Here is a 22,698-nt window from a genome sequence, read left to right on the forward strand (position 1 = left end):
TCATTCCTTGCGTATCCCCTGCCAATCGGAATGGGACCAAATCCTTGTTCAAAAGAACTGCTCAGAGCACTTGATGGTTGAAAACGAAGGCTAGCCGCAACAGGATGTGGTGGTGCGGGGTGGAGCGGAATATGGCAACCTATTTCAATGAATTTTTCGGTGTAACGCCTGAACAGGTCGATAACTACGGATCATTGAACATTTCGCTGATCAATGACCTTCCTCTTTTCATCGATCCATTTCTTTTGTTCAACAGTAGCAAGGCGGAGTATCAAAATCTTCACGCTGACATTCTCCGCTACATGGTTTTCCTTAAGGATGCAGTTGCCGCCAAGAAGGTCAGTCCATCGCTTGAGAAGGCATGGCTCCTGTTCCCAGAGGTTAAGCAGAATTGGCTAGGCTTCTCCCTCCATGGAAATGGAGGCAGCGGCTTGGGGCGCGATTTTGCGGCGGCATTGAAAGCTAATCTGGAAGACCTTTTTGCCGATTTTGGCGGCGAGCGTATAACCCGAAGCAGTCATATCGAGAAGGTTTGCCTTATCCATGCCGGGGTAGGGCGCGACATGATCAGTGATTTCACCACCAACCTGATCAAGGGTTGGCTGTGTGAATACACGCAGAAATTCGCGGTGGCGAATATTGACCGAAAATATCGGCGTCGTGTGTGGGTTCCTAGGGCCAGGTTCAACTACGAACTGGAATTCTGGCAAAGAGAGGAGTTTGATCTCCCGTACATCGGCCGAGATTTCGTGCTCCTGACCCCAAAAGACATCCTAACCAAGGACGAGAATTGGATCAACAGACCAGACATGATCCTCGATTTCGAGAGTATCCCGGACGCGATTCCGGACGCCGATTTGAGAGGCCAGGTCTTTAACTACTTTCACAAGATGCTGGTCCGTTCAGATGACAAAGCGCCGACCAAAAAAGATAAGGATCGTGCGGCTGCCCGTACGATCATGCATTTTCCTAAGCTGATAGATTATTACATTCAGCTGAAGGAAAACACGGGGGATCAAGCATCTGACATCAGCAAACAGAAGGTCGCCGAAACCAAGGCGATCTTCGACGATGCGGTTCGACAGTTACAAGACTCACTTCTGGTCCAAAGCGACTTTTACAGCTCGAAAGGCGATAGCTACGCGGAAGCCCACCGTCGTTTGTCATACCTGAAGGACATTATCGAAAATAAAGGCGGCCACCGTATTTTCTATCACAAGGGTCAAGCTATTCAGCGTGAAAGTGACCTTCAGATACTGTTCCGGTTTGTGTGGTTTGGCTCGCCGTTTGATGTCGGTACAGAGGCGAATGACGGCCGAGGGCCGGTAGACTACAAGATATCTATGGGGCGAGACAAAACTTTGGTGGAGATGAAGCTTGCCAAGAACACGCAGCTCGAAAAAAATCTCCGCAAACAGCTCCCTATCTACCAATCTGCAAGTGACGCCGAGCACGGTATCAAGGCCATTATTTTCTTCTCCCATTCAGAGCAGGAGAGAGTCGAGAGCGTTCTCGATAGACTCGGTATCCTTGGGCACAAGGACGTCATCCTTATAGATGCACGGAATGATAACAAGCCATCGGGGTCGAAGGCAGCGTAGCCCATTTAGAAATGTCGCCGTTGACAGAATGTTATTGGTTCCATGCAATCCAAGATTGTTGATGTCAGCGAAATGAGGAGGGCCCCTAATGGTAAAATCTGAAGTGCTTCAAAATAAATGGAGCAGAGTATTAATCGGAATATTTTTTATAGTAGTGGGTGTTTTTGTCGGTTACATGGCAGATCACTCAAATGCAATTCTGAAAGCGGTATGTGGTTCGAATGATCCGATTTGGTGTATACCTCTCAATGTTGCTCTTTATGACCTCGGTTTAAGAAGCATATCTTACACGTTTATCATCCTAGGCGTCGTGATGGCGCTTCTATACAATTTTGTTGCTGAGCTAGTAAGCTCAATATTGTCTTTTGCCCTAAATCACATTGCAAATTCGAGCAAGGTTGTTATCGATGCGATGGAGAGAAATAAGCTCAGCCGGGAGGAGTCTAAGAGCATCATTATCGAGACGACGTCGCGATACATGGGATACTATGACGAGAACTCCAATTCGATTGGGCAATTCATCGCTTCGAATGTCATTGATCAGGTTTGGAAAGATGGTGGCTTTTGGCGAAAAGACTATCACTCGATTATTAACGTAGAGAAACTAGACCCCGCCGAATATGGTGGCATGGCAGCGGCTTACTTGCGTTGGAATGAGACAACAAGCTTTACCATCGCGAACGTGAATTCTGGAAAGCCTTATAATTTTTCATCAGCATCTTCCGTCGAGATTACAAATACTACGGATGTCAAGGATATCATAAAGCACTATAAGTATGATATCAAACTCGCTGGATTGAAGATTTTCAGTTTCGACGACCATCGACAAAGAATTGTGGCTCATGACTTCGAAGTAAATGGTGAATACAAAGATGATGGGCTTGTTGTTGCTGTGCGAGATGGCGACTTCATCTTCTCATTTAATAAAAAAGTATCAGTTCCAACCGCTGTGGCTGACGTTGTCGTGGATGAAGAAAGCTTCATTTCAATCGCTGATCGCCTTTACCAGCTGACATTTACCGAGCCTACAAAACGCGTCACTTTCCGTTTCAATCTTCCTCACGACCTCGAAATTTACCATTGTGGCTTAACTGGGCGAAGGTATGGAACGTCTGCCCCAGGGCATGTTCATCAGTCGCAGCCTTCGATTAATCGCGTGCGAATTGACGTCGGCGATTGGACATTGCCGGGCATAGTCACCATATTGGCTTGGAAAGAGCGAATGACCGAAATGGACCCTGCAGACAAAGGTTTAGATGGACAGGCGGCGGCAGGTGTGAAATAGTTGGTGAAAATGGAGAGATGAGATGTTTCGTAAAACGACCACTTTCTAATCGCCCACACGGGTAATTGCTAAGTTTTGAATAAGTCGGGCACGCTGTCCGGCTTTTTTCGTTCTTAATACCGTGAAGAGCTTTTTCGGCTGGTCTGACTGAGTATCTGCAGCGTGCTCGTCAATACGCAGTTAACCGTCCGCAATGATCTCCATGAATTGCAGACCATAACGCGAAAACTTTGTCGCTCCCACTCCAGATATTGCCAACATCTCCTTTTCCGTCCTAGGGCGAATGGTCGCAAACGCTATGAGTGTTGTATCGGGGAATACGACGTACGGAGCGACACCCAGTTCCTTGGAAATCGCCAGCCTCTTGGCTCGTAAGGCCTGGAACAGCCGCTCATCTTCCGTAGCTAGTCCCGATCTGGCTGCCGAAGCGACAGGTTTTCCACGTTCCCGTTTCCGGACGGCATCGATTGTGTCTCGACGAAGGACTACCGCGACTTCTTTCTTGAAGACAGCATGCGCCGACGGCTCCAATTTCAACGCCCCGTATTCGTCATGGGCGACCCGGATGTAGCCAAGCGCCAAGAGCTGTCTGACAACGGATTGCCAGGCATGGACGGACAACTCCTTGCCGACGCCGAAAACGGCTAGCTCATCATGTCCGAATTTTTGCGCCCGCTCAGTGGGCTTCCCCAATAGTACGTCGATCACATGAGCAGCACCGAAACGTTCTCCAGTGCGATAGATAGCGGCCAGCGCTTTGATGGAAGCTTCGCTGCCGTCCCAAGTCTCGACGGGGTTCTTACAAGTGTCGCAGTTGCCGCAATGCGCAGGGGCAGACTCTCCGAAGTGCGAAAGGATGGCTCTTCGTCGGCACCCAGCGGTCTCGCAGATGCCGAGCAAGGCACTTAGCTTCGCCCGCTCGATCCGCTTGATCTCATCTGTTGCGTCACCTTCATCAATCATCCTTTGACGTTGAACGATGTCTTGCATGCCGTAGATCATGAGCGCCTCAGATGGTAGCCCATCACGCCCAGCGCGGCCGGTCTCCTGATAATAGCCCTCCAAAGAGGAGGGCAGGTCTAAGTGTGCGACGTAGCGAACGTTCGGCTTGTTGATTCCCATGCCGAACGCGACAGTGGCGACCAGACAAAGTTCCTCCTCCATTCGGAATGCGTCCTGGTTCTGCGCTTTGACGTTAGGGTCCATGCCCGCGTGGTAAGGCCGCGCCTTGATCCCGTGGTCGTTGAGCCAAATGGCGGTCTCTTCGACCTTTCGACGGGATAGGCAGTAGACGATACCGCTGGAGCCGTCGTGGCGCTGGAGGAACCGGAGTAGCTGTGTCCGAGCATTGTCCCGCTCGGCAATGTGATAGCTTATGTTAGGTCGGTCGAAGCTATCCATAAAGATGACGGCATCGTCGAGTTCCAGCTGGCGGATGATATCATCACGCGTGTGCGGATCGGCCGTGGCGGTGAGGGCGATGCGGGGAACCCCAGGATAAAGCTCCTTCAGCTTAGCCAGGCCGAGGTAATCTTTGCGGAAGTTGTGGCCCCAGCTGCTGACGCAATGGCATTCATCGATTGCGATCAAAGAGATCGGCACGGTGCCAAAGAGATCAGCAAAGCCCGGAAGAACCACACGTTCTGGCGTTACGTAGATAAGCTTTAGCTTTCCAGCGCGAAGTTTCGACCTGATCGCCCGCGACTCTTCTTCGGATTGCTGTGACCAAAGGCACTCAGCTTCAACTCCCAGAGCCTTCAACTCTTCAACCTGGTCTCTCATCAGCGCTACGAGCGGCGAGACGACCACCGTCACCCCAGGAAGGCACACGCCGGGTAGTTGAAAGCAAAGTGATTTACCTTTGCCGGTAGGGAAGAGCACAAGCGCATCGTTGCCAGCCAAAATATGGCGGATGACGTCTGCCTGTTTTCCGCGAAAGTCCTGATATCCCCAGATGCGTCGAAGGGCGTCGAGCGGCTTCTCGATCACCTTTGGGTCGAAAAGCGCTGTGATGTCAGATTTCTGATTGGTAGAGTGCATTGGTTATCTGCGTATCTTCGAACTGGTGGATTTCGCATATATGTGAGCGACCGGCATCACCTACGGTCAAAAGAGCTGCTTAGCCTCTTTCATGTTTATCACGATTCGCCTATCGGCTTTCCGACGGGCCGCTGTGATACAGAAAAATGTGGCGAGGTTTCGGGGGCTAAGATGACTGACGCAAAACCATCGACTGTAAACTGGTATGAAGTCGGTTTTGCGGAAGGGGCGGAGGCAGGTGCGGCTGAAATGGTCGTGCATAAACCGCATTTCGACCCATTAGAGAACGCCCTTGCCATGGGGCATGCGATGCTGAACGGTGCTTATAGCGTCATTCGTCGCCGTCAGATAGATTTCCAGTCATTTGAGGATATTCAGGAATGGCTGGGCGGCGTTGCAGCCGGGATAGATTCAGTAGGCGCGCGCGTAGGCCTTCAGACGACCATTGAGTACCCATATCATCGGCCAGGCGGTGGGACGGTAACCTACATACTTGTTACACGTGACTTCCCCGGGCTTAAGGGTGAAATAAAATAGCTTACCCGGGGTGCCTCAGGCCGAATCAATTTAGGTGGAAGAGGGGCATGGCGTTCTCGCGAATAGTTCTCCGTGCTACTCGAACCGCTTCTATGCTCGCCCGGCCAATATATGAAGAGTGAGGTATCGTGTGTGTCAGCACAAGCGCTGGTGGGATATGAACCCTCTTTCAACCAGAACGGACCTGTGCTAGTCGAGATGGATGGGGGGTTTAAATGGATATTATAAATCAGTACATTGACGTCTTCTCGACCGTCATCGGCTTCCTGCTGGGGTGCGGTGTCACCCTGAGCGTTCAAAAGCTACGCATGGGGCGTAATGCCAATTTCTCTGATCAGAGAAATAGCCATGTAGGTGGCGATCAGGCAGGACGCGATATCAAAAAATAACGAATGGAAACGACACTTTCAAATCAATCCAAGTCGGTAGTGCATGGCGATCAAGCTGGTCGTGATATTGTAAAGCACTACCACTCCTTTGGCAGTTCCCAAGTATCTGGGTGGTTAAAACGGCTCGAAATCCAAATTTCTTCTGAAAATAAGGACGTACATAACAAGTTCGTTCAAAGTCTGCAATTTTTCGTCGACCGCAGAGATGAAGTGGATGTAGTCGGACTTAAGGACAAAATAGAAAAGTCCGGGTTTAAAATCGACTATTATTCCGCGCTGCAGAAGAAGGAAGAGTTTTCAAAGCTTTTGATGAAGTTTCAAGAGTTTAGCTCGGCGCAGGAACTTTTCGCATATTTTCTGTCCATCATCTATGATGTCTTCGACGAAAAGATATGTCCTCACATACATGAAATGGATTTTGGAGATGTTCAAAAGATAATCGATGACGACATTATTGGTAAAATATTCTCGGAGATTGGCGAAGGTAGCGAAGTTTTCCTTATCAACCGTACGCACGTCAGAGGCATGATATACTGGCTCGCCGATAAATGTTACGTCAGGTGGCACTGATGTACATTTCCTACAGTGCTGCTCAAGACCCATTCCACGCAGTATTTCGAACATTTTGCTTACTTGATGGAAATGGTGTCTCTGCATACGACCTTGAGCGGCTGCTTATGTATGATTTCTTCGTATGTTTCCCTTGGATGGTTTCCGAGATCGAAGGGGTGACGAAAATCCCCGGCTTTGTAAAAGAGTTGAACCGTGTTCGGCGGGAGTATCGTCAGAACTCCTATGAACATATTCCTGAAAAGAGGATCATGTTCAAAAGGATGCGGCCTGCGCAAATGGCGGCGCTCAATAGTTTATGTTCCTACGGATATCTCTCTCTTCATGATTTTGAAGAGGAGAAGATCGTAAGAAAAGACAATGAAGTTCCGCAGGCTATCGCCGATAACGTAAGAAATCATGTCACATCAAACGCGGTTCTGTTTGGCTTCATAAAAGGTTTTTTGGATTTACTTCCGATTACTGGTGCAACGGGCCTAAAAGCAAAGACCGGTCTCGAAGAGTTTCGCTATGACTACATTCCAACCTAATTTGATGGTGGAGCGCCTGGTGGTGTTCGGACGAGGCCAGCGCGTCTTCGATGAACGCTTCCATGCTGGCCTCAACATAATTCGAGGCGAGAATTCTTCGGGCAAATCCACGATCATGGATTTCCTGTTTTATGGCCTTGGTGGTGATCTGTTCGATTGGCGTGAAATTGCCTTGAACTGCGAGACGATCTATCTCCAAGCCTCCATAAATGAAAAGCCCGTTACACTCTCTCGTGAAATAGTACCGCAGGCTCAACGTCCGATGCGTATTTTCATCGGTGAAATGGATGATGCACTGGGTTCGGCCTCGGAAGGGTGGGAGGTATTTCCCTACGCTCGCGGCAGCAAGGACAGCTTTTCCCAAGTTCTTTTCCGCTTTCTAGGCTTGCCTGAAGTTCAGACTGGTGAAAGCCAGAGTAAAATCACAATGAACCAGGTGCTGCGGTTAGTCTATGCAGATCAGATAAGTCCGATTGACAGGATTTTCCGATTTCAGCAGTTCGACGATGCCGTAACGCGTCAAACAGTTGGGGACTTGTTGTGCGGCGCGTTTAGCGACAGATATTATAGGGCTGTGATCAGGTCGGGTGAGGCGGGGAAGGAGTTCGGTGAGGTCTCCGCAAGAATCCGTTCAACGATTGCTCTCCATTCCCGCCAACGTACGCCGCTGACACGTGAGTGGCTTGAAGCTGAAAGTGCCAAGGTCAACGGCGACCTTAATTCAACGAACGCTGAGATTGAACGGCTGGAAGATGAGATTTTCCATGCTCAGTTCGATGATCGCCTGACGCTCAACGACCAGGATGAAACCTACCAGCGGATAGTATCGCTGCAAGGAGAAATCGCTGAGATTGAACAAGAGATCAATATCAAGCAGGTCGAGCAAGCCGATTCGGCTCAGTTTATCCAAGCGATTGATGCTCGGCTTTTCCAGTTGCAAAACTCTCATGCTGTAATTGAAGAGTTCGAGCAACTAGACTTCCAGTTCTGCCCGTCGTGCCTGGAGCCTGTGCACAATCATGGCGTCGATGGAGCTTGTGCGCTTTGTAAGGAACCATTCGACCGGTCTCGAACGCGGTCTCGTTCATTAAAACTTATCAACGAGTTTTCTCGACAAAAAGATCAATCACTCGAACTTCAAGCCGTGCGCGAAACGGAAGTCCGCGAGTTGCGGGCGAAGCTCGCAAGCGTGAGGGAGTTGTGGGAACAAGCAAATCGCCACTATACTGTTGCTGTCAAAACTCCGACTACTGAGATTCGATCCAACCTTCGACGCCTTAACAGGGAAGCAGGTTACCTGATCAAGCAACTCGAAGAATTAGCCGGGAAGAGTGAGGTTATAGCCCAGCTCGAAGAGCTGACCGCTGAACGAGAGAAGCTGCAGCAGGAACTGGACACCCTTGAAGCTGTGATCAAGCATGAAAATAACAGGACGAAGGAAAGAGTCGCGGCCGCTCGTCAGAAAATTGAAAGCATTACGATTAGCTTATTGAAGTCCGACCTTTCGCGACAGAGCACGTTTGACAATGCCAGGAGTGTCGATTTCGAATTCGATGGAAACCGAATTGCGGTGAATGGAGACAGTTTCTTTTCAGCCAGTTCGATGGTTTATCTAAAAAATAGCTTCCTGGCATCGTTCCTATTTGCTGCGGCAAACGATCCAATGTTCTCTCATCCGCGCATTCTTATAATGGATACTGTTGAGGATAAGGGGATGGAGCCCGACAGGAGTAAGAACTTTCAAACTTTACTTCGGAACATGTCCCGACAAGCAGTTTCTAAACATCAAATAATAATCGCCACATCTATGATCGCTGAAGAGCTGGACACGCCTGAATACACCGTCGGTGAGTATTACACGCATACCAACCGCACGCTGAAGGTCCGCCAATAATTTCGGCCAGTATTGGTGCTCGGAACGGTCTACTTACTGGAGTCCGATAACGCATCTTATTGGACATCAGGAACGCAAAACTCTCCATCGAGGCGTTAGAAGTTAAGGCACACCAACTTCCAATGATCACGCCTTTGCGGCTTGAAAAACTTGCATTATCGCCATGTATTTACGGGGATATCGTTCTCGCGGCGGCCGTCTCGAATGCCATGCTATTGCTGGAAGCGCGAATTTCACATCACCAGGCCCAGCTCAATCATGTCAAACCTTGTTGTTCACCAGTATCAGGCTGTCGACATTAATCCCGTCTCGCGCAACGTGTTGGGGCAGATTTGCATCTTCGAACAGTGCCGCACGCATGCTTGCTTTGGCCTGACGGAGTGCTGAACCCACCGATTGCGCACCAGCAATCGCTGCATAAAACTGCGTCGCGAAAACACTGGCCGCCGCATCTCCAATTGGTTCGGCCATCGCCACGACGACGGGTACAGCAGGCAAGATCATTTCTGCCCCATCGAGCGTGTCGCATGCGTTCATCACCAGCATGATCGGAGGGGAGTCGGTAGAGGCAAGGACTTCCATCAGGAGATCGAATGGCAATGCTCTGGCCTCAGGGGCATCGGCACTTCCATTCTCCAGGAAGACTGACTGCCCGCCGCCGTGTCCGGAAAAATGAACGATATGCGGCCGATGGTCATTGATGCCGTCCAGAAGGTCTTGGAACGTCGCGGCCGGTTTGTGTTCAAGCTCGATGAGGTCGCGGTATTTGGAGCCCCGCAAAGCATTTTTGACCTGTCGGACCTCAGCCTCGGTCCGCAGCCAATAGCTCTCCTTAACCGCCACGCCATCGGGCGTCGTATATTCCGTCTCGGTCGCCTCTGGGTTCGACGTCAGATAGAGAACGCGAAGCTTTTCTGGCTTCGGAGCGGGGACCTCTACGTAGCGCACAGCGGGCGAGGTTAGCCGGGAGACCTCCCTGGCATGCTTGATATCCTCCTGACGCCGCTTTGTTAAAGCCCGGCCTGCGGCTTGCGAGATTGTCTTTTCGGCAGCTGACAGCGACCTCTGTTTCGCTGCCTGGTCTCTGGCATTCCTTGCGAGCCTCGCCTTCAGGTCGGCGATCTTCTTTTCCGCAGCCACGTGCTTCTTATCTTCAGCTTCGGCGGCTCGGAGGTTCGAGCGTCGCGTCGTGTCGGATTTCGTTCTCAGGGCGTCACCGCGTTTCTTCGACGAAGCTGCACGTGCGGACGCCGCTGCGCCTTCTACTTTGCTAATATCTCTCTGGAGATCGGCCTCTGACTTCTGAAGACGGGCGATTTCACTGCGAAGTGTGTCAGAACGGGCCATCAAGTCCTCCTGTCTATGGGACAGGTCTGCCCCATATCTTCAAGTTCACATTTTGAATCGGGTGATTGTAACTTGAATCATTTTTAACTGTAAATAATTGATAGTTAAAGGTTATTACAAAATGTAGGCTAAGTCGTGTTGCGGAGAGGCTCGCGGCGGTCAGAGAATCGGCTGGTCATTTCTGCGGTGGGGGACTGAACAATTCCAGTGCGGTGTTCTGGGATAGAGAAAAATAAGCGGGTGTGCCGTCCCCGTCTTGGCGCGTTGAGTTTCTTTCAAGGCGTTGAGCTTAGAATACACAACGATGATAACGTGATTTTTACATATGCAACCATAGGGTCCAGCCTTGTTATTCAACCAGGTCGAGACATAAATGAGAATTCAACCCCACGCGCTGAGTGTTTCCAACCTCTTGGGCACTCAGAACGAGCAGTTTTTAATTCCTTCCTATCAACGTCGATATTCTTGGAGGCCTGAGCAGCTCCGCCAGCTCATAAACGACATCGAGATGATCGAGACCAACGACGGCCATCTACTGGGAAGCATCGTGTGTTTGACCCGGGCGCACAGCGGGGGACTGAATACGCTCGAATTGGTGGATGGCCAGCAGCGACTGACGACAATCAGCGTACTCCTGGAATGCCTTCGCGAGAGGTTTGAAGCGGAAGGAAACACCGACCGTGTGCAAGAAATTTCGCGCCTGTTGAGATGCAAAACCTACGATGGTCCTGCTCTGGCGAAAATCAAGCTCGATACAATGGATGCGGAGGAGTTCAAGCAGCACCTGGAAAAGCCACCGGGCCACGGACAGACGTTCCTGAACGAGAATTTGCGAAGGGTCTTTGAGAGCGCGAGAGAATGGGTCAACGGTACGGCTGCTGAAGACATTTCCAAGTTTGCCTACAAACTTATCAGCGACGCGATCATCGTCCGGCTTGACGTCTCCAACGCCAAGGATGCTTTCAAGCTGTTCGAAACTATCAACAATCGAGGCCTGAAACTCAGCCTGACGGACATCATAAAGAATTTCATGCTCGGCAATGCTGCCCGATTTGGTGATGATCAGCTTGAAACGGCGAAGAAGAGCTGGTCGACGCTTATGACCCATCTTGATGGTACCGACGCAGATTCCTTTTTCCGCTACTTTCTCATCTCTAAACTCCAGGCGAGGGTGACCAAATCGAAAGTGATTGAGGACTTCCGTTGGTTTTTTATGAGCGAAGTTATCGAAACGGACAAACTGCCTGATCGTGCCTATTATTACTGGGACGAGGAGGCGGAAGAAGATGAGAGCGAGGGCGTCGATGAGGTTAAGGAAAAGCTTGAAGAATATGCAAAGGCGACTACCCAGATCACATTCAAAGAGTTTCTTGCAAATCTGGTCAGCGCGGGCAAGGCATATGGGGAGTTGATCTCAGGCGACACCGGTCAGAAGAAGATTGATCGGCACCTGAGAAACCTCCGGATGATTAAGGCGACGCAGGCCTACGGATTTCTGATGCACCTGCGGGTTGGAGGTATTGATGACGCCACCTTTGTCAAAGTCCTCAAGCTGACGGAAAACTTCCTGGTTCGCAGGCATGTATGTCGCGAACGAGCAAACGAGACAGAAACGCTGTTTGCGCACCTCTGCGAAATCGATCCCCTAAATCCATTGCCTGATCTCATCGAAAGCTATCGGGAATACACGCCGACGGACGAAAAGTTTCAGGAGGATTTTGCATCTGCTCAATATCCAGCCAATATCATCGAGCGTGCTAGGTACTGTCTGGAACAGTTTGAAATCGCAAAGCATGGTGAGCACCAAGAGCTGGCTGTCTTGGGCAGCGACGAAGTTCACGTTGAACACATTATTCCGCAAAAAATTCAACCCAGACGAAACAGACCAGAACAAGAGGGATGGTTGTTGTATCTGGGCGACAAAGCCGTCCATCGACACACCCGAAATGTCGGACGGATCGGCAACTTGACGTTGTTCGCAGGAGCCTTGAACATCATTGCATCAAATAATCCATTCGACGCCAAGAAAAACAATTATCAAAAATCGTCGATCTTGCTGACCAAAGCACTTTCGAAACACACGCACTTTCGCTTTCCCCAGGTAGACGCACGCTCAAAGGAACTGGCCGCCATTGCCGTTACACGATGGCCTGTTCCTTGAACGCAATTCCGACGAGACACTCACGACAGATTCCGTTTTTGTGATGTTCCTAACCCGAAAATTTCGGGAGGCAGGAATTGGAGGGCATTCATCCAATCAGTGGTTGCAAGCTTCGACTTTGATCCGCTAAAATCCCCATCAACAGGATGGGGATTGCATATGTTCAGCGCTGACGACGAAACCAACCATTTGCTGGAAACCCTGATCTTCAGCCTTAATGTCATCGTCAGAAGCAATCCAGGCGACCGCCAGCGTATTTCCGAAGCTTATTTTATTGCGAAGACGTTCGCGGCATCAATCCCGCTGTCGGCCGGTTCGCCCCGACCCCGCATCGTCGCATGCCTCCGGAAGTTCCAAGAGCATAAGGAAGCGGAGGAAATCGAAGCAGCAGGCTGGATGCTGATGGCCATACAGGAACGTATTGGTGAGAAAAACATGCCGGAATGGGAGAAGATGAAGCTTATTGCCGACAAGGCAGTCGGACTATTATCCCCGCCAATGCGGAGCGTTCACTAAGCTAGAAAATTTGTCTCCGACTCGGCACTTAGCCTCAAAATCGCGACGGGCAGGGGGAGGCGTTACGGTGACGAGAGTTAGTCAATGTGGTCCTACTTTGGGCAGTTGACAACGGCGTTGGCGGTGGGTCAACGGGGCCGACAATTGATTTTCCAATTGCTAAAGCACTTTATTTTGTACGGTTAGTGGGGCGAATGCTCTTGAAGCCGCCGAGAGTTACTGAAGTCCGTCAGGAGAAGATTAGGAAAACGGGCTGTCCAAATGGTACGGGTCAGTGCGAATAGGTGAGGACATAAAACTGATAAAGAGCCTAAAGTGCGCTGATTATCAATCGCCTGACGTCCGCGTTTAACCCGAAGTTTCGCAATCGAGCTAGCGTTTGGAGGCCGTGAACAACAGTGGGGCGTAGCACCTCGAAAGGTAGGACGTGGTTGATGGCAGGCGTCTTAATATTCACGAATGCGACAGTTTTCGTCGACCGCACTATCATGTCGGGTGGTCGGCGCGTGATCGTTTGCCGATCACTGCATATACAACGCAGAGGTTTAAAAGTCTCCGAACACGACCATTGCATTATCTATCTTCGCAATCGTTAAAGACTAGGGAGTCCGTAGCTTTAGCGGGTTTCTGGCCTGGAGTGGTGCAAGGAGGTTCCGTGGTTTTAGCCCTGTTTCGTAGGCTTGCTACCGGGAGGTTGCGGGCAGTCGTCGCCACCGTCATGATGGTCAATGTCCGTCGGTTAACCTTTTTTAAACCATGTTCTGGACCAAGGACAATCTATGCGTTACCGAGTTGCTACCAATAACCTATGGTAACCACGTTAGTTCGGAAGCAAATGGCCGTCCCTCGATTTGAAGCACTGAACCGACTCTGGGAAACTGTCCGAGAGTCCAATCATGATTTTCGGTCTACGACCGATGTTTTTCCGATTATCGAAGTTGAGAAAGTGAGCCGAACCCTCGAACTTCTGGAGCGTGGGGCTGAAAGCGGCTCCGCGAACCTGCCCCCAAAGGCCGCCCGGGCGCTTGATGATACAGAGCAGCGGATCGTGGCGAAGGTCGAAGCCGAGAAGAAGGCTTCTTATCAAATTTTGGAAGACCGTTTCGATCATTTTTCTGATCGTTTGAAGAGCCTGGATTTTCAAGGGCAGTTCAGTCTCATCCGCAGTGCAAACGCAAGTAGCCTCTCGGACTTCAAAGCGGAAGCGGTTCGAGGCGAGGACGAGCTTCATATTCTTCGCGACGACATGCTTGTTGCCGAAAACCAGCTCGTTAAATTCAAGCAGAAACATAATCTGGAACGCGCCGCAAAAATCACCAGTCCCGAAATGTGGGCATTCAAGGTGTCGGTTATCGTCTTCCTGGTCCTAATTGAAACCATTATGAACGGCAACTTTCTCGGGGAAGGCAGTTCGCAGGGCCTGGTCGGCGGCATCATCGAAGCGTTTGTCTTTGCCGTCGTAAACATTGGGTACGCACTTGCACTCGGACTTGCCTGTTCCAAGCTTCTCGCGCACCGGTCCATCGTGTTCAAGTTAGGCGGCTATCTCACCTTTGCGGCATATGTCGTCGTTGCGGTGGGTATCAACCTCGCGCTCGCGCATTACCGCGAAATCGCTGAGGTGAGCTTCGAAGGGGCTGGAACCGCTGTTATTGAGCGATTGCGAACGAATCCAGCTGGATTGACTGACCTGAAATCATGGTTGCTCTTCGGTCTAGGCCTCCTTTTCTCAATTGTGGCCTTCGCTGACGCCTGCTTTATGACCGACCCCTACCCCGGTTTCGCGTCGACAGAGAAGCAACGCAACGTAAAGCGCACTCGCTACCGGAGCCGGAAAGATCAGCTTATCGAAAATCTCACCGACATCCGTAACGACCATAACAACAAGGTCAACGATATTATCCGGGAGCTTAGCAATCGCCGTCAGGATTTTCAGGCAACGATTGCCCATCGCGCTCGTGTGATCTCGTTGTTCAACGAACATCAAAACCAGCTTGAACAGGCCGCCAACTCGCTTTTGACCATCTATCGTGAGGCCAACCGAAAATCACGAACGAGCCCGGAGCCAAAATATTTCGGGACGACTTACAGGATGGACCGGCTGAATGCTGTGCCTCACGTCCACGAGGAATGGAACGATCAGGAACTGGCTGTCGAAATCAACAAGCATCAACAAGAACTGACAGAACAGGTGAAGCGGATTGGGGAGGCATATTCAGTTGCCATCGACCGTTATCACCAGCTTGATACTATTTTCCCGGGGAACATAAATGGCCAGACGCAGACAAAGTAGCTCAGAAAGCAATACCGGGCTGGTTATCGGGACGATCCTGTTTGGTCTTTTTTCGATAGGATTGGTGGGGGCATTTGTCTGGTTCCAGGCAGAGGCCAATTCCAAGCCGAAGTTGGACAAAGTAACGATGTGCCCCGTGACCGGTCCGAAGGCGATCACGGCGGTACTTCTTGATGTCACAGACCCTATTTCAGATGTCACGGCGCTCGATCTCCGCAATCAGTTCCAAGATATCGTCAAGGCCGTCCCCGAGGGCGGGCTCATCGAGGTTTATGCCCTGACAGATGAGCAAGGTAAGCTTGGCCAGACCTTCAGCGGCTGCAACCCTGGGGACGGATCAAGTGAAGACGACATCACCGGGAATAAACGCCTGGCAAAAGAGAGGTGGGAAAAGGGCTTTCAGAGACCTTTGGATGAGATTGCAGGAGAGATCGGCAAAGGGACTGCAGGCAAACAGTCGCCGATCATGGCGGGCATCCAGAATATCAACTTGAATATTTTCGGCTCCCCGAACTATCGCGACATCCCGAAAGAAATGGTCGTCGCCTCAGACTTGATCGAGCACACCAGCGCATTTTCCATGTACGCAGACGGAGCTGACTTCCAGAAATTTCAAAAATCTCCCGCCCGCGACCAGTTTCGTACCGCGCTCAACGGGACGGAAATTCGACTTTTGGAGTTCCAAAGACCTGGGTTGAAATTTGACTCGATGCAAATCGCCGAGTTCTGGACGGCTTGGATCAAGGTCAACGACGGAGAGATGAAGAGATTCACCCGTCTTGAAGGGATGAACTGATGGCTACCCGGGAGCAACTGCAGGCGTTCGTCCGAAACAAAGGCCCAATCGTCGTTTTCGCCGCCCTGACCTTCGGCGGAATGGCTTTCATTTGGACGGCAAAGACGTTCGAGTGGAATACCTACGTGGTCACGGCGGTTCCGATCTGCCTGATGCTTTTCTACTTCGGCCTCTCGTTCGTTGCCAACGGTCTGAGGCTGCACAACGAGCAGGCGGGCGACAACCTCTATTACATGGGGTTTCTGTATACCCTCTCCAGTCTCGGTGTCTCGCTCTACAGGTTTACCGATGCCGCCTCCATCGACGACATCGTCCGTAATTTCGGCATCGCGGTCACGTCGACAATCGTCGGCATCACGCTGCGAATCCTCTTTAACCAGATGCGCCGCGACCCCTTGGATATCGAGCGAAGTGTTCGCCATGAATTGGCAGAGATGACGCGAAAGGTCCGGACCGAACTCGATTCATCCGCCCGCGAGTTCTCTAGCTATCGTCGTACAAGCAGCGAGATGCTTTCCGAGGGCTTTGAGGAAATCGCGCGTCAGGCCGAAAAGAGCGGTGAAGCGGTACAGAAGGCTATCGAGGCTGTTTCCAGGGAGGCAATACGCCCGATCCAGGAAGCAGCAGAGAAGCTTGCCATTATCATGGATGCAAATAACAAGGTCGTAGAAGAACGTGCGAAGGCCAACAACGAGCTTGCCGAAGTAGCGTTGGCCAAACTGCAAGAGACATCAAACAGCCTGTCCGGGATTATCGCGTCCTTTGGCGGGCAGGTTGAGGCCGCTGGCGAACGGCTGGCCGGGATGCGCCTTCCGGAGGATGTCCTCAAGGTCGAGTTGACCCCCGTTTTGGCAGCGATAGCCGAACTCGGTGAGCTTCAGGCTAAACGGCTCAACGAAACGGCCGTGAATTCGAGAGAGCAGGCTGAGCGGATGACGCAGGCCCTTCTCCCATTGGATCGCCTTCCAGAACGTTTGGACGCATCGCTGAAGCCGTTGGACAAGCTTCCTGAAGCCATGCGTGCGGGATACCAGGCCATGGACCAGGTTCCGGCCAAAATCGAAGCGTCGCTTAAACCGTTCGAAGGCATGGGGGACAAAATCGAACTTGCTCTCAAGCCACTAAGCGGAGTCGCGAAAAGGGTCAGCACCGCTGCCGATCTTCTGGACAAGGCATCGGCTAAGATCGGTGACGCGACGACCACGCTGGAAAAGACTACCAAGAGCACGGCCAATCAGCATGATGTTCCTGATCTCTTCCAGGCGACGCCATTTGCAGTGACCGAGCCTAAAGGTCATCCAATCATTCTTGACGGTCATCCATCGGTCCAAGCGCCTCCTTCGGAGCCTGCAATCCTGACATCGAATGGACCGACGGCAGAAATGTCGCAACCGGCGGACAAGCAGCCTGAACCGAGGAAACTGTGGAGATGGTAGACTACGCTGAACCGGCCACGAAGCTGGAGCACAAGGGATACAATCGGGGACTGATCCTTGGCCTAACTATGGCCGAGTCCATGCTGTTGCTGGTCTTCTGCCTCTTGCTTGTGGCGGCGGCGATCATCAATGCGGAGCGAACCAAGACGCGTGATGCCGAGAAGGCGTTGCAGACGTCTAAGATTGAAGTGGCTACCCTTAAAACAAAGGACAAGCAGGCGGAGGCGGCCGCGAAAGAGTTAAGGGACCGGCTTGCGGCACTGGAGAACCAACTCCGTTCTGTCAGCCTCGTTCCGGCCGACCGTGCCAAGTTCGAAAAGGAATGGCGCGATCTCGTTGCCGCCAACACAGAACTCCAGCGGTTGAAGGAGGAGGGCGTCACCGCCGAGAATATGGCCGCACTTCAAAAAGCTGCGGATGAGCTTGAAAAAACGGTGGCGGTAGTGAAGGACAGTGGTCTCTCGACCACAGACGCCAGGGTTCTCGCAGAGCGATTGAAGGCCCTCTTGGAGAATGAGCAAAAACAGGCTCAAACCAAGCCGCACGAGTGGCCGCCGATCATCAATCTGAGTGAAGCAGGAGGCTATTTCTTCCAATCTGGCAGCGCTGCGTTGGCTGGGCCATTCGAAGAAAAGCTGCGCGGGTCCATTTCAAACCAGATCGCACAGAGCCTCCAGCAATATCAGGTCGATATCATTGAGGTCATCGGTCACACCGACGAGCAGCCGATCTCGCGTGCTACCTCAAATCTCGATCAGAGCTTTATCGATGTACTGGCTGGCAAGAAGCCGATTTCAGGAGTCCTGCCTGCTGATAACGCCGGGCTTGGCCTGGCCCGAGCCATCGCAGTGGCGAATGTTCTGAAAGCCGATGGCAAGTTGAAAGGGGCGACGATACTGCCAATGTCGGCAGCGCAGCTGGTTTTGCCGGGCGACACTCTGACAACGGGGCAGGCGGGGAATGTCGAATCCCGCCGCCGTATCGAAATCCGTATCCGCCGTCGAAACGCGTCGATCACTCCGTAGCCGGTCAGCGGCCCCAGAAGGGCGCTCTCCATCCTGCCTCTACGGCTTCCTTCTCGGTGCAGAACCAACGTTCGCCCTGTTTCACGCTTACCTTGGTGCGGCCATACCAGGGAGACCAAGGTGCATGGTAGATGTGGCCGTTGTCCGAAATGTTGCCTTTGATCGGGCAGCCGTCGGGCGCGTCCTGCTTGGCAACATCCCATTTATGGGCCCTGTAATCCCATGGGGCCTCGGTCTCAGCCTGCCAGACCCCGATATGATTTCGACGCGCAACATCCTCCAAAATAGCGTAGTCCTCCGAGAATTTCCGGAAGGCCCACGCGTGTCCGCTCTCGACCATCGTGGCATTGAGGTCTGTCGATCCCACTTTGCAGACACCGATGACCCGCCCGTAGCCGTCTTGGCCGCGATTGTCGCAGACGACGTCTTTACCAATTGCGAGCGCTTCCATCGAGGCTATGGCCTCTCGTCCGCAAGTCCACGCTTTGCCCGTCGCGGAGTTGCATTTTTGTCCCGCCTCGGGGGCATCGATACCGTGTAGGCGGTAGACGATCCCCGCAACTTCGAGTGTGTCGCCGTCTACAATTCGAACACTTGAAGATGCTTGAAGTGAAGATGTCCAAAGCCCGACGAGGAGAGACACAAAAAATAAAGCTTTCACTTAGCTTCCGATGCTGGTTGCGCTCACTTAACTAGACGCCCCGTCCGTTCGACCGAAGAACGGTGAGGGCTGATGCCATCGCGAGCGAGATGATTGCGGCCTCACCAGAAGAATTGCAAGTTGCCCAGAGACGCGCTGACGAGACCAAACAACGGAACAAGGAGCGTGACCGGAAGATGGTCGAAGATCGTCGGCGGCAGCTAGGGATGACCAAAGATGAACTGTCGACCGAGAATACTGCGGCGGGAATGCACTGTCTGAAAAGTCGTTGGTTGATCTGGGCCTAAAGCTCCGTGACTTTTATAAGTCCGTGTTTCGCGGCCGACCGGAGAAGCCGGAGAATGCCCAGTAGAGCGCCGAACCGACAACCAGAAAGAATAGGGGTAGCCCGACTACCCAGCCAATTCCCTCCAAAAGGCTGTTCCAAGGTCGTGGCTTCGGGAAATATGTCTCAGCTCTGGCGTAGGTCATTTTTAAAGTCGTTTCCGGAGACAACGAGGCGTAGCCGGGAAAATAGTGCCTGAGGCCGTCCAACTTGTACCAGCATATCTTCTGATAGTCGTATTCCCACGGGTTACCGTTCGTCCAATCAATGTCTTTTTCGCCTAGAACCTGCTCACATTTAATCGGGAAACCGTACGAAGTCCCTTGCAGCGCCGATTGTTGCTCTGAGGCCTTGCCGAACTCTTCAAGCAGCGGCTTGGCACCGAAAACGCCGACCGCCAAAACATATGCGGCGGACATCACCACCCACACCCTGAATAACCCTCGCTTTATGTTCATGCTATTTTCCCGGTTCCCACCCGGGAAAATAGGAGACGGGAGGGAGTGGCGTCAATGCACTGGAGTAAACTCTCTCTGGACAGTACCGGCTGGCACTTCCGCCGCTAGGCGAACAACTCGCTTGTCTTCGCGGGATGCCCTCCAAGCCCACCAACTTCGGTGTAGCGAGGCAGAACCATCATCCGACCATCAGGAAGTGGCCGCTGAAGCTTCTTCGCTTCCTTCCAGTCCGCAGTCATCCAAATCTCGCATTCTTCTCGCGTTGTGAGCAGCACGGGCATCGCCTTAGGGTGTATCGGCTTCACAATGTCATTGGGGTTGGTCGTGAGAAACGCGTAAAGGTCATGCTCACCTTCCCGGGGTGCCTTGATCGGCCCGCGTGCTCCAATCCATTTCGTATGAATGCCCGCGAGCGCGAACACCGGTTGGTCTTCATTCACCACAAACCACCGCAGCGGCTTCTTTCCAGTCTCCGCGTCGGCTTCTTGTTCGTACTCCGAGAATGAGGTTGCCGGGACAAGGCATCGGTTCGCGATGCCGAGCCATTGCTGCCAGTGTGGAATGAACGTTTTCCGCACATTGGTGACACCCCGATCCGGCTTGCCATCAAGGTGAACATCGGGCGTCGGCATTCCCCAGGTCGACATCACCAGTTCGCGCTCACCTTCGACGTCAACGCGGACGATAGGGCCAGGCCTGTCGGGGTGAACGTTTACCGTCGGCGGCAGGTTGCCCTCGCGATAGCGGGTAATGTCGATAAAATCCCTAATCGCCTGCTGGTTTGACGTCAAATTGTAGAGGTTACACATTCGGAGTCCTCATTGTCGCAGCAGGCGAGAGTACCATCGAGGGTTTTTAGCTCAACCTCAAGCTCTCCCATGCGTTCGGACATGAGCGTGTCGTAGTTCAGCAGCACGTTGGTCAAATGTGCCAAGCCAAAGGTTGGGTCGTGCGCATTGACGCCAGAGGCAATGGTCACCAGGTCCTCGTCGAGAGCCTCAACGTAGTTTCTGACAAGATCGCGCTCCTGCCTATAGAAATCCAATCGAGAACCAAGCGCAGCCTGGCGGCTTTCATCGGGCGTGTTTCCAAAGATCACAGCGCCCTGCAGGGCGTCATCCGCTGACAGCGTCGACGTTTCGATAATACTATTCATATGGGGTGCCCCCTTCTAGATATAGGCTGGCGTCTAATAGGCAGGGGAATCTAGTTTGACATCGGTCTTGGCCATCGGCGCAGATCATCTTCTCGCAGCCAATGGCCATTCTGCGTCGCAACTCAACGAAACGAAGGCTGGCCCCGTATTGCTTCACCAACGCTTTTCGGTCCAGTTCCGCTGCTCTGTCACATGCCTTGCACTCAACCGTAATCACCAGACCTCGAAACTCTCTGAGAGTGAGCAAAACAGACATTCTAGTTCGCGCTCCCACAGCCACTTCCCCCCCCCCGCGAGCGCTCAGCCGTTCAAATAATTGCGAAACCGTCGCCGTTCGGAACAAAATAGGAACATACTCAATTTTTGTTCGCATGCAAATACACTTTTCTTGTGAAATCAAACCTTGACTTACGTGAACAAAATAGGAACATATGCCTTTCGTTTGTGGAGGATATTCCTATGTCGATCCGTAAAGGTGAACTCACTGCATCAGGGATAGACCGAGGTTGGCCTCATCAAGTCGCCCTCGCTGCTCACCTGTGCACTGGCAAGCAGAGTGTGGCGCAGGACGAATTCTGCAGAGGCCTATCCCGGTGTGTGCGGGGTCACACCGTTCGCTTTGAAGACGTCGGCTATATCGTCCACTGCTTTTCGATCCGCGACGATGCTACTGCCTTTATGATGCAGTTTGGCGGGGAATGGTTCGACCCTCGGGAAAGGGGAACCGGCAGCAACTGGTTTAAATGGTACAAGGGCAGCAAGTCGGCTGCCAGGGAGCAATATAGTGGCCGAAGCCAATGAGCCTCCAGATTGCCGCCCTGCTACGCACCAGCGTTTCATCTGAGAACTCATCTCGAACATCGTCGACCACCTTCTCGGCGCTCTCGATGTTGTTCGGAGCCTGAGCCTTCTTTTTGAAAAACGAAAACATGTCTTACCCCACCTGCCCACGGCCAGGAATTGCACGGCAACCCGCATTTTTCCAGAAAAATGTGATTGGTGGCGCTGTTGTGTCGCCTAGCTATTTTGCGGACCCAACCAGCCACAGCTCGCTGATGGCGCGATCCACGGCCTTTTTCAGCGTACTCCGATCTTCCTCAGGAAATATAGTTTCCGCGAGTCTCAGCCGCTTGGCCGCGCTGATCTTTGGCGCGTCAAAACGCGGATCAGCGATGAGCTTTTTGACGATTGGAGCAAAGCGCTTCTTCTCGTCCACTTCCCGTTTTCTGGCATCAGCCTCCTGCAATCGGGCAAAAGCGTCTGAGATCGCTTGTTGGCGCGGTCCGGATAGCTCCTCGGCCTCCTCTTCGAAATCGTCAAACCAGTCTGCCGTCTCTATAATCCCGTGCATCACGCCATCAGCCATCAAACCAAGGATAAGGCGCGACGATTGGCCATTGCGATTGGTCCATTCCGCCGCCAACTTCATGAGGCCGCTGTCCAGCTCGTCCTCTTCGAAATGTGCCATGACATCTTCGCCAGCGTCGAAGGTGGTTCGTACCATATAAATCAAACGCGGTTTCAGGTGCTTGACGAGGGCAGGGAAGGTGTCGCCATCGACAGCGACGGCCGGAACGTGATCGCTTGCCAGGATTGATTGGAGGATCATCGCCCCGCACTCTTCAGCAGCTTTGCGGACTTCCTGTGCCATCCGGTCGAGGTCTGCGCTTTCAGTCAT

Annotated in this window: 21 protein-coding genes; 13 read left to right on the forward strand and 8 right to left on the reverse strand. The window is 52.2% G+C overall.

The annotated features are described in order from the left end of the window. Window positions 1-131: 131 nt before the first annotated feature. Both ACP7E0_RS01315 and ACP7E0_RS01320 read left to right on the forward strand, forming a co-directional pair. Window positions 132-1,601, forward strand: a complete 1,470-nt coding sequence (locus tag ACP7E0_RS01315) for a hypothetical protein (protein WP_426122457.1) — start codon at window positions 132-134, stop codon at window positions 1,599-1,601. Window positions 1,602-1,689: 88 nt separating this feature from the next. Beyond that, window positions 1,690-2,886, forward strand: coding sequence for a hypothetical protein (locus ACP7E0_RS01320; protein WP_426122458.1), 1,197 nt, complete (start codon window positions 1,690-1,692; stop codon window positions 2,884-2,886). A gap of 180 nt (window positions 2,887-3,066) precedes the next feature. On the opposite strand, the gene recQ is transcribed toward ACP7E0_RS01320, so the two are convergent. Next, on the reverse strand, window positions 3,067-4,926 hold the full coding sequence (recQ, locus tag ACP7E0_RS01325; RefSeq protein WP_426122459.1) for a DNA helicase RecQ: 1,860 nt from the start codon (window positions 4,924-4,926) through the stop codon (window positions 3,067-3,069). Between the two features lie 171 nt (window positions 4,927-5,097). Between recQ and ACP7E0_RS01330 the strand changes: the two genes are divergently transcribed. From ACP7E0_RS01330 to ACP7E0_RS01350, 5 genes are all read left to right on the forward strand, one after another. Continuing rightward, entirely contained in the window at window positions 5,098-5,463 is a 366-nt protein-coding gene (locus ACP7E0_RS01330; protein WP_426122460.1) for a hypothetical protein, read from the forward strand. A gap of 215 nt (window positions 5,464-5,678) precedes the next feature. Further along, window positions 5,679-5,852 (forward strand): hypothetical protein, encoded by a 174-nt coding sequence (locus tag ACP7E0_RS01335; protein WP_426122461.1) that lies wholly within the window; start codon window positions 5,679-5,681, stop codon window positions 5,850-5,852. A 3-nt stretch (window positions 5,853-5,855) separates the two neighbouring features. Then, window positions 5,856-6,422 carry an ABC-three component system protein gene (locus tag ACP7E0_RS01340; RefSeq protein ID WP_426122463.1) on the forward strand — a complete coding sequence of 189 codons (567 nt, stop codon included), beginning with the start codon at window positions 5,856-5,858 and terminating at the stop codon, window positions 6,420-6,422. Then, window positions 6,422-6,952 carry an ABC-three component system middle component 5 gene (locus ACP7E0_RS01345; protein WP_426122464.1) on the forward strand — a complete coding sequence of 177 codons (531 nt, stop codon included), beginning with the start codon at window positions 6,422-6,424 and terminating at the stop codon, window positions 6,950-6,952. Before ACP7E0_RS01340 ends, ACP7E0_RS01345 begins: the two co-directional genes overlap by 1 nt. Beyond that, the gene (locus ACP7E0_RS01350) at window positions 6,933-8,846 is read left to right on the forward strand and encodes an AAA family ATPase (RefSeq protein WP_426122465.1); all 1,914 of its coding nucleotides are present in this window, start codon (window positions 6,933-6,935) and stop codon (window positions 8,844-8,846) included. Before ACP7E0_RS01345 ends, ACP7E0_RS01350 begins: the two co-directional genes overlap by 20 nt. Before the next feature lie 261 nt (window positions 8,847-9,107). Here ACP7E0_RS01350 and ACP7E0_RS01355 read toward each other — a convergent pair whose 3' ends face one another. Then, the gene (locus ACP7E0_RS01355) at window positions 9,108-10,193 is read right to left on the reverse strand and encodes a CHAT domain-containing protein (RefSeq protein ID WP_426122466.1); all 1,086 of its coding nucleotides are present in this window, start codon (window positions 10,191-10,193) and stop codon (window positions 9,108-9,110) included. A gap of 373 nt (window positions 10,194-10,566) precedes the next feature. Between ACP7E0_RS01355 and ACP7E0_RS01360 the strand changes: the two genes are divergently transcribed. The 6 genes from ACP7E0_RS01360 (at window position 10,567) to ACP7E0_RS01385 (ending at window position 18,420) form a co-directional block, all read left to right on the forward strand. Then, window positions 10,567-12,354 (forward strand): DUF262 domain-containing protein, encoded by a 1,788-nt coding sequence (locus tag ACP7E0_RS01360; RefSeq protein ID WP_426122467.1) that lies wholly within the window; start codon window positions 10,567-10,569, stop codon window positions 12,352-12,354. A gap of 159 nt (window positions 12,355-12,513) precedes the next feature. Continuing rightward, window positions 12,514-12,870 (forward strand): hypothetical protein, encoded by a 357-nt coding sequence (locus ACP7E0_RS01365; protein WP_426122468.1) that lies wholly within the window; start codon window positions 12,514-12,516, stop codon window positions 12,868-12,870. Between the two features lie 835 nt (window positions 12,871-13,705). Then, the gene (locus ACP7E0_RS01370; protein WP_426122469.1) at window positions 13,706-15,163 is read left to right on the forward strand and encodes a hypothetical protein; all 1,458 of its coding nucleotides are present in this window, start codon (window positions 13,706-13,708) and stop codon (window positions 15,161-15,163) included. Beyond that, window positions 15,141-15,959 (forward strand): hypothetical protein, encoded by an 819-nt coding sequence (locus ACP7E0_RS01375; protein ID WP_426122470.1) that lies wholly within the window; start codon window positions 15,141-15,143, stop codon window positions 15,957-15,959. The genes ACP7E0_RS01370 and ACP7E0_RS01375 overlap by 23 nt, the downstream gene beginning before the upstream one ends. Next, window positions 15,959-17,395 carry a hypothetical protein gene (locus ACP7E0_RS01380; RefSeq protein WP_426122472.1) on the forward strand — a complete coding sequence of 479 codons (1,437 nt, stop codon included), beginning with the start codon at window positions 15,959-15,961 and terminating at the stop codon, window positions 17,393-17,395. Before ACP7E0_RS01375 ends, ACP7E0_RS01380 begins: the two co-directional genes overlap by 1 nt. Next, window positions 17,389-18,420, forward strand: a complete 1,032-nt coding sequence (locus ACP7E0_RS01385; RefSeq protein ID WP_426122473.1) for a hypothetical protein — start codon at window positions 17,389-17,391, stop codon at window positions 18,418-18,420. The genes ACP7E0_RS01380 and ACP7E0_RS01385 overlap by 7 nt, the downstream gene beginning before the upstream one ends. 4 nt (window positions 18,421-18,424) lie before the next feature. On the opposite strand, the gene ACP7E0_RS01390 is transcribed toward ACP7E0_RS01385, so the two are convergent. From ACP7E0_RS01390 to ACP7E0_RS01415, 6 genes are all read right to left on the reverse strand, one after another. Further along, complete coding sequence (locus tag ACP7E0_RS01390) at window positions 18,425-19,081, reverse strand: thermonuclease family protein (protein ID WP_426122475.1); 657 nt, start codon at window positions 19,079-19,081, stop codon at window positions 18,425-18,427. A 300-nt stretch (window positions 19,082-19,381) separates the two neighbouring features. Continuing rightward, window positions 19,382-19,864, reverse strand: coding sequence for a hypothetical protein (locus ACP7E0_RS01395; RefSeq protein WP_426122476.1), 483 nt, complete (start codon window positions 19,862-19,864; stop codon window positions 19,382-19,384). A gap of 104 nt (window positions 19,865-19,968) precedes the next feature. After that, the gene (locus tag ACP7E0_RS01400) at window positions 19,969-20,673 is read right to left on the reverse strand and encodes an SOS response-associated peptidase (protein WP_426122477.1); all 705 of its coding nucleotides are present in this window, start codon (window positions 20,671-20,673) and stop codon (window positions 19,969-19,971) included. After that, window positions 20,652-21,020 carry a hypothetical protein gene (locus ACP7E0_RS01405; RefSeq protein ID WP_426122478.1) on the reverse strand — a complete coding sequence of 123 codons (369 nt, stop codon included), beginning with the start codon at window positions 21,018-21,020 and terminating at the stop codon, window positions 20,652-20,654. Before ACP7E0_RS01405 ends, ACP7E0_RS01400 begins: the two co-directional genes overlap by 22 nt. Window positions 21,021-21,759: 739 nt before the next feature. After that, window positions 21,760-21,951, reverse strand: coding sequence for a hypothetical protein (locus ACP7E0_RS01410; protein ID WP_426122479.1), 192 nt, complete (start codon window positions 21,949-21,951; stop codon window positions 21,760-21,762). A gap of 90 nt (window positions 21,952-22,041) precedes the next feature. Further along, on the reverse strand, window positions 22,042-22,698 hold the full coding sequence (locus ACP7E0_RS01415; RefSeq protein WP_426122481.1) for a hypothetical protein: 657 nt from the start codon (window positions 22,696-22,698) through the stop codon (window positions 22,042-22,044).

This window comes from Pararhizobium sp. PWRC1-1 (assembly GCF_049897905.1).
Taxonomy (GTDB): Bacteria; Pseudomonadota; Alphaproteobacteria; order Rhizobiales; family Rhizobiaceae; genus Pararhizobium.

Excerpts from the sequence above, each read along its gene's own strand:
- ACP7E0_RS01315 (WP_426122457.1), top strand. The coding sequence starts at position 132 with ATGGCAACCTATTTCAATGAATTTTTCGGTGTAACGCCTGAACAGGTC.
- ACP7E0_RS01320 (WP_426122458.1), top strand. The coding sequence starts at position 1,690 with ATGGTAAAATCTGAAGTGCTTCAAAATAAATGGAGCAGAGTATTAATC.
- recQ (WP_426122459.1), bottom strand. The coding sequence starts at position 4,926 with ATGCACTCTACCAATCAGAAATCTGACATCACAGCGCTTTTCGACCCA.
- ACP7E0_RS01330 (WP_426122460.1), top strand. The coding sequence starts at position 5,098 with ATGACTGACGCAAAACCATCGACTGTAAACTGGTATGAAGTCGGTTTT.
- ACP7E0_RS01335 (WP_426122461.1), top strand. The coding sequence starts at position 5,679 with ATGGATATTATAAATCAGTACATTGACGTCTTCTCGACCGTCATCGGC.
- ACP7E0_RS01340 (WP_426122463.1), top strand. The coding sequence starts at position 5,856 with ATGGAAACGACACTTTCAAATCAATCCAAGTCGGTAGTGCATGGCGAT.
- ACP7E0_RS01345 (WP_426122464.1), top strand. The coding sequence starts at position 6,422 with ATGTACATTTCCTACAGTGCTGCTCAAGACCCATTCCACGCAGTATTT.
- ACP7E0_RS01350 (WP_426122465.1), top strand. The coding sequence starts at position 6,933 with ATGACTACATTCCAACCTAATTTGATGGTGGAGCGCCTGGTGGTGTTC.
- ACP7E0_RS01355 (WP_426122466.1), bottom strand. The coding sequence starts at position 10,193 with ATGGCCCGTTCTGACACACTTCGCAGTGAAATCGCCCGTCTTCAGAAG.
- ACP7E0_RS01360 (WP_426122467.1), top strand. The coding sequence starts at position 10,567 with ATGAGAATTCAACCCCACGCGCTGAGTGTTTCCAACCTCTTGGGCACT.
- ACP7E0_RS01365 (WP_426122468.1), top strand. The coding sequence starts at position 12,514 with ATGTTCAGCGCTGACGACGAAACCAACCATTTGCTGGAAACCCTGATC.
- ACP7E0_RS01370 (WP_426122469.1), top strand. The coding sequence starts at position 13,706 with ATGGCCGTCCCTCGATTTGAAGCACTGAACCGACTCTGGGAAACTGTC.
- ACP7E0_RS01375 (WP_426122470.1), top strand. The coding sequence starts at position 15,141 with ATGGCCAGACGCAGACAAAGTAGCTCAGAAAGCAATACCGGGCTGGTT.
- ACP7E0_RS01380 (WP_426122472.1), top strand. The coding sequence starts at position 15,959 with ATGGCTACCCGGGAGCAACTGCAGGCGTTCGTCCGAAACAAAGGCCCA.
- ACP7E0_RS01385 (WP_426122473.1), top strand. The coding sequence starts at position 17,389 with ATGGTAGACTACGCTGAACCGGCCACGAAGCTGGAGCACAAGGGATAC.
- ACP7E0_RS01395 (WP_426122476.1), bottom strand. The coding sequence starts at position 19,864 with ATGAACATAAAGCGAGGGTTATTCAGGGTGTGGGTGGTGATGTCCGCC.
- ACP7E0_RS01400 (WP_426122477.1), bottom strand. The coding sequence starts at position 20,673 with ATGTGTAACCTCTACAATTTGACGTCAAACCAGCAGGCGATTAGGGAT.
- ACP7E0_RS01405 (WP_426122478.1), bottom strand. The coding sequence starts at position 21,020 with ATGAATAGTATTATCGAAACGTCGACGCTGTCAGCGGATGACGCCCTG.
- ACP7E0_RS01410 (WP_426122479.1), bottom strand. The coding sequence starts at position 21,951 with ATGTTTTCGTTTTTCAAAAAGAAGGCTCAGGCTCCGAACAACATCGAG.
- ACP7E0_RS01415 (WP_426122481.1), bottom strand. The coding sequence starts at position 22,698 with ATGACTGAAAGCGCAGACCTCGACCGGATGGCACAGGAAGTCCGCAAA.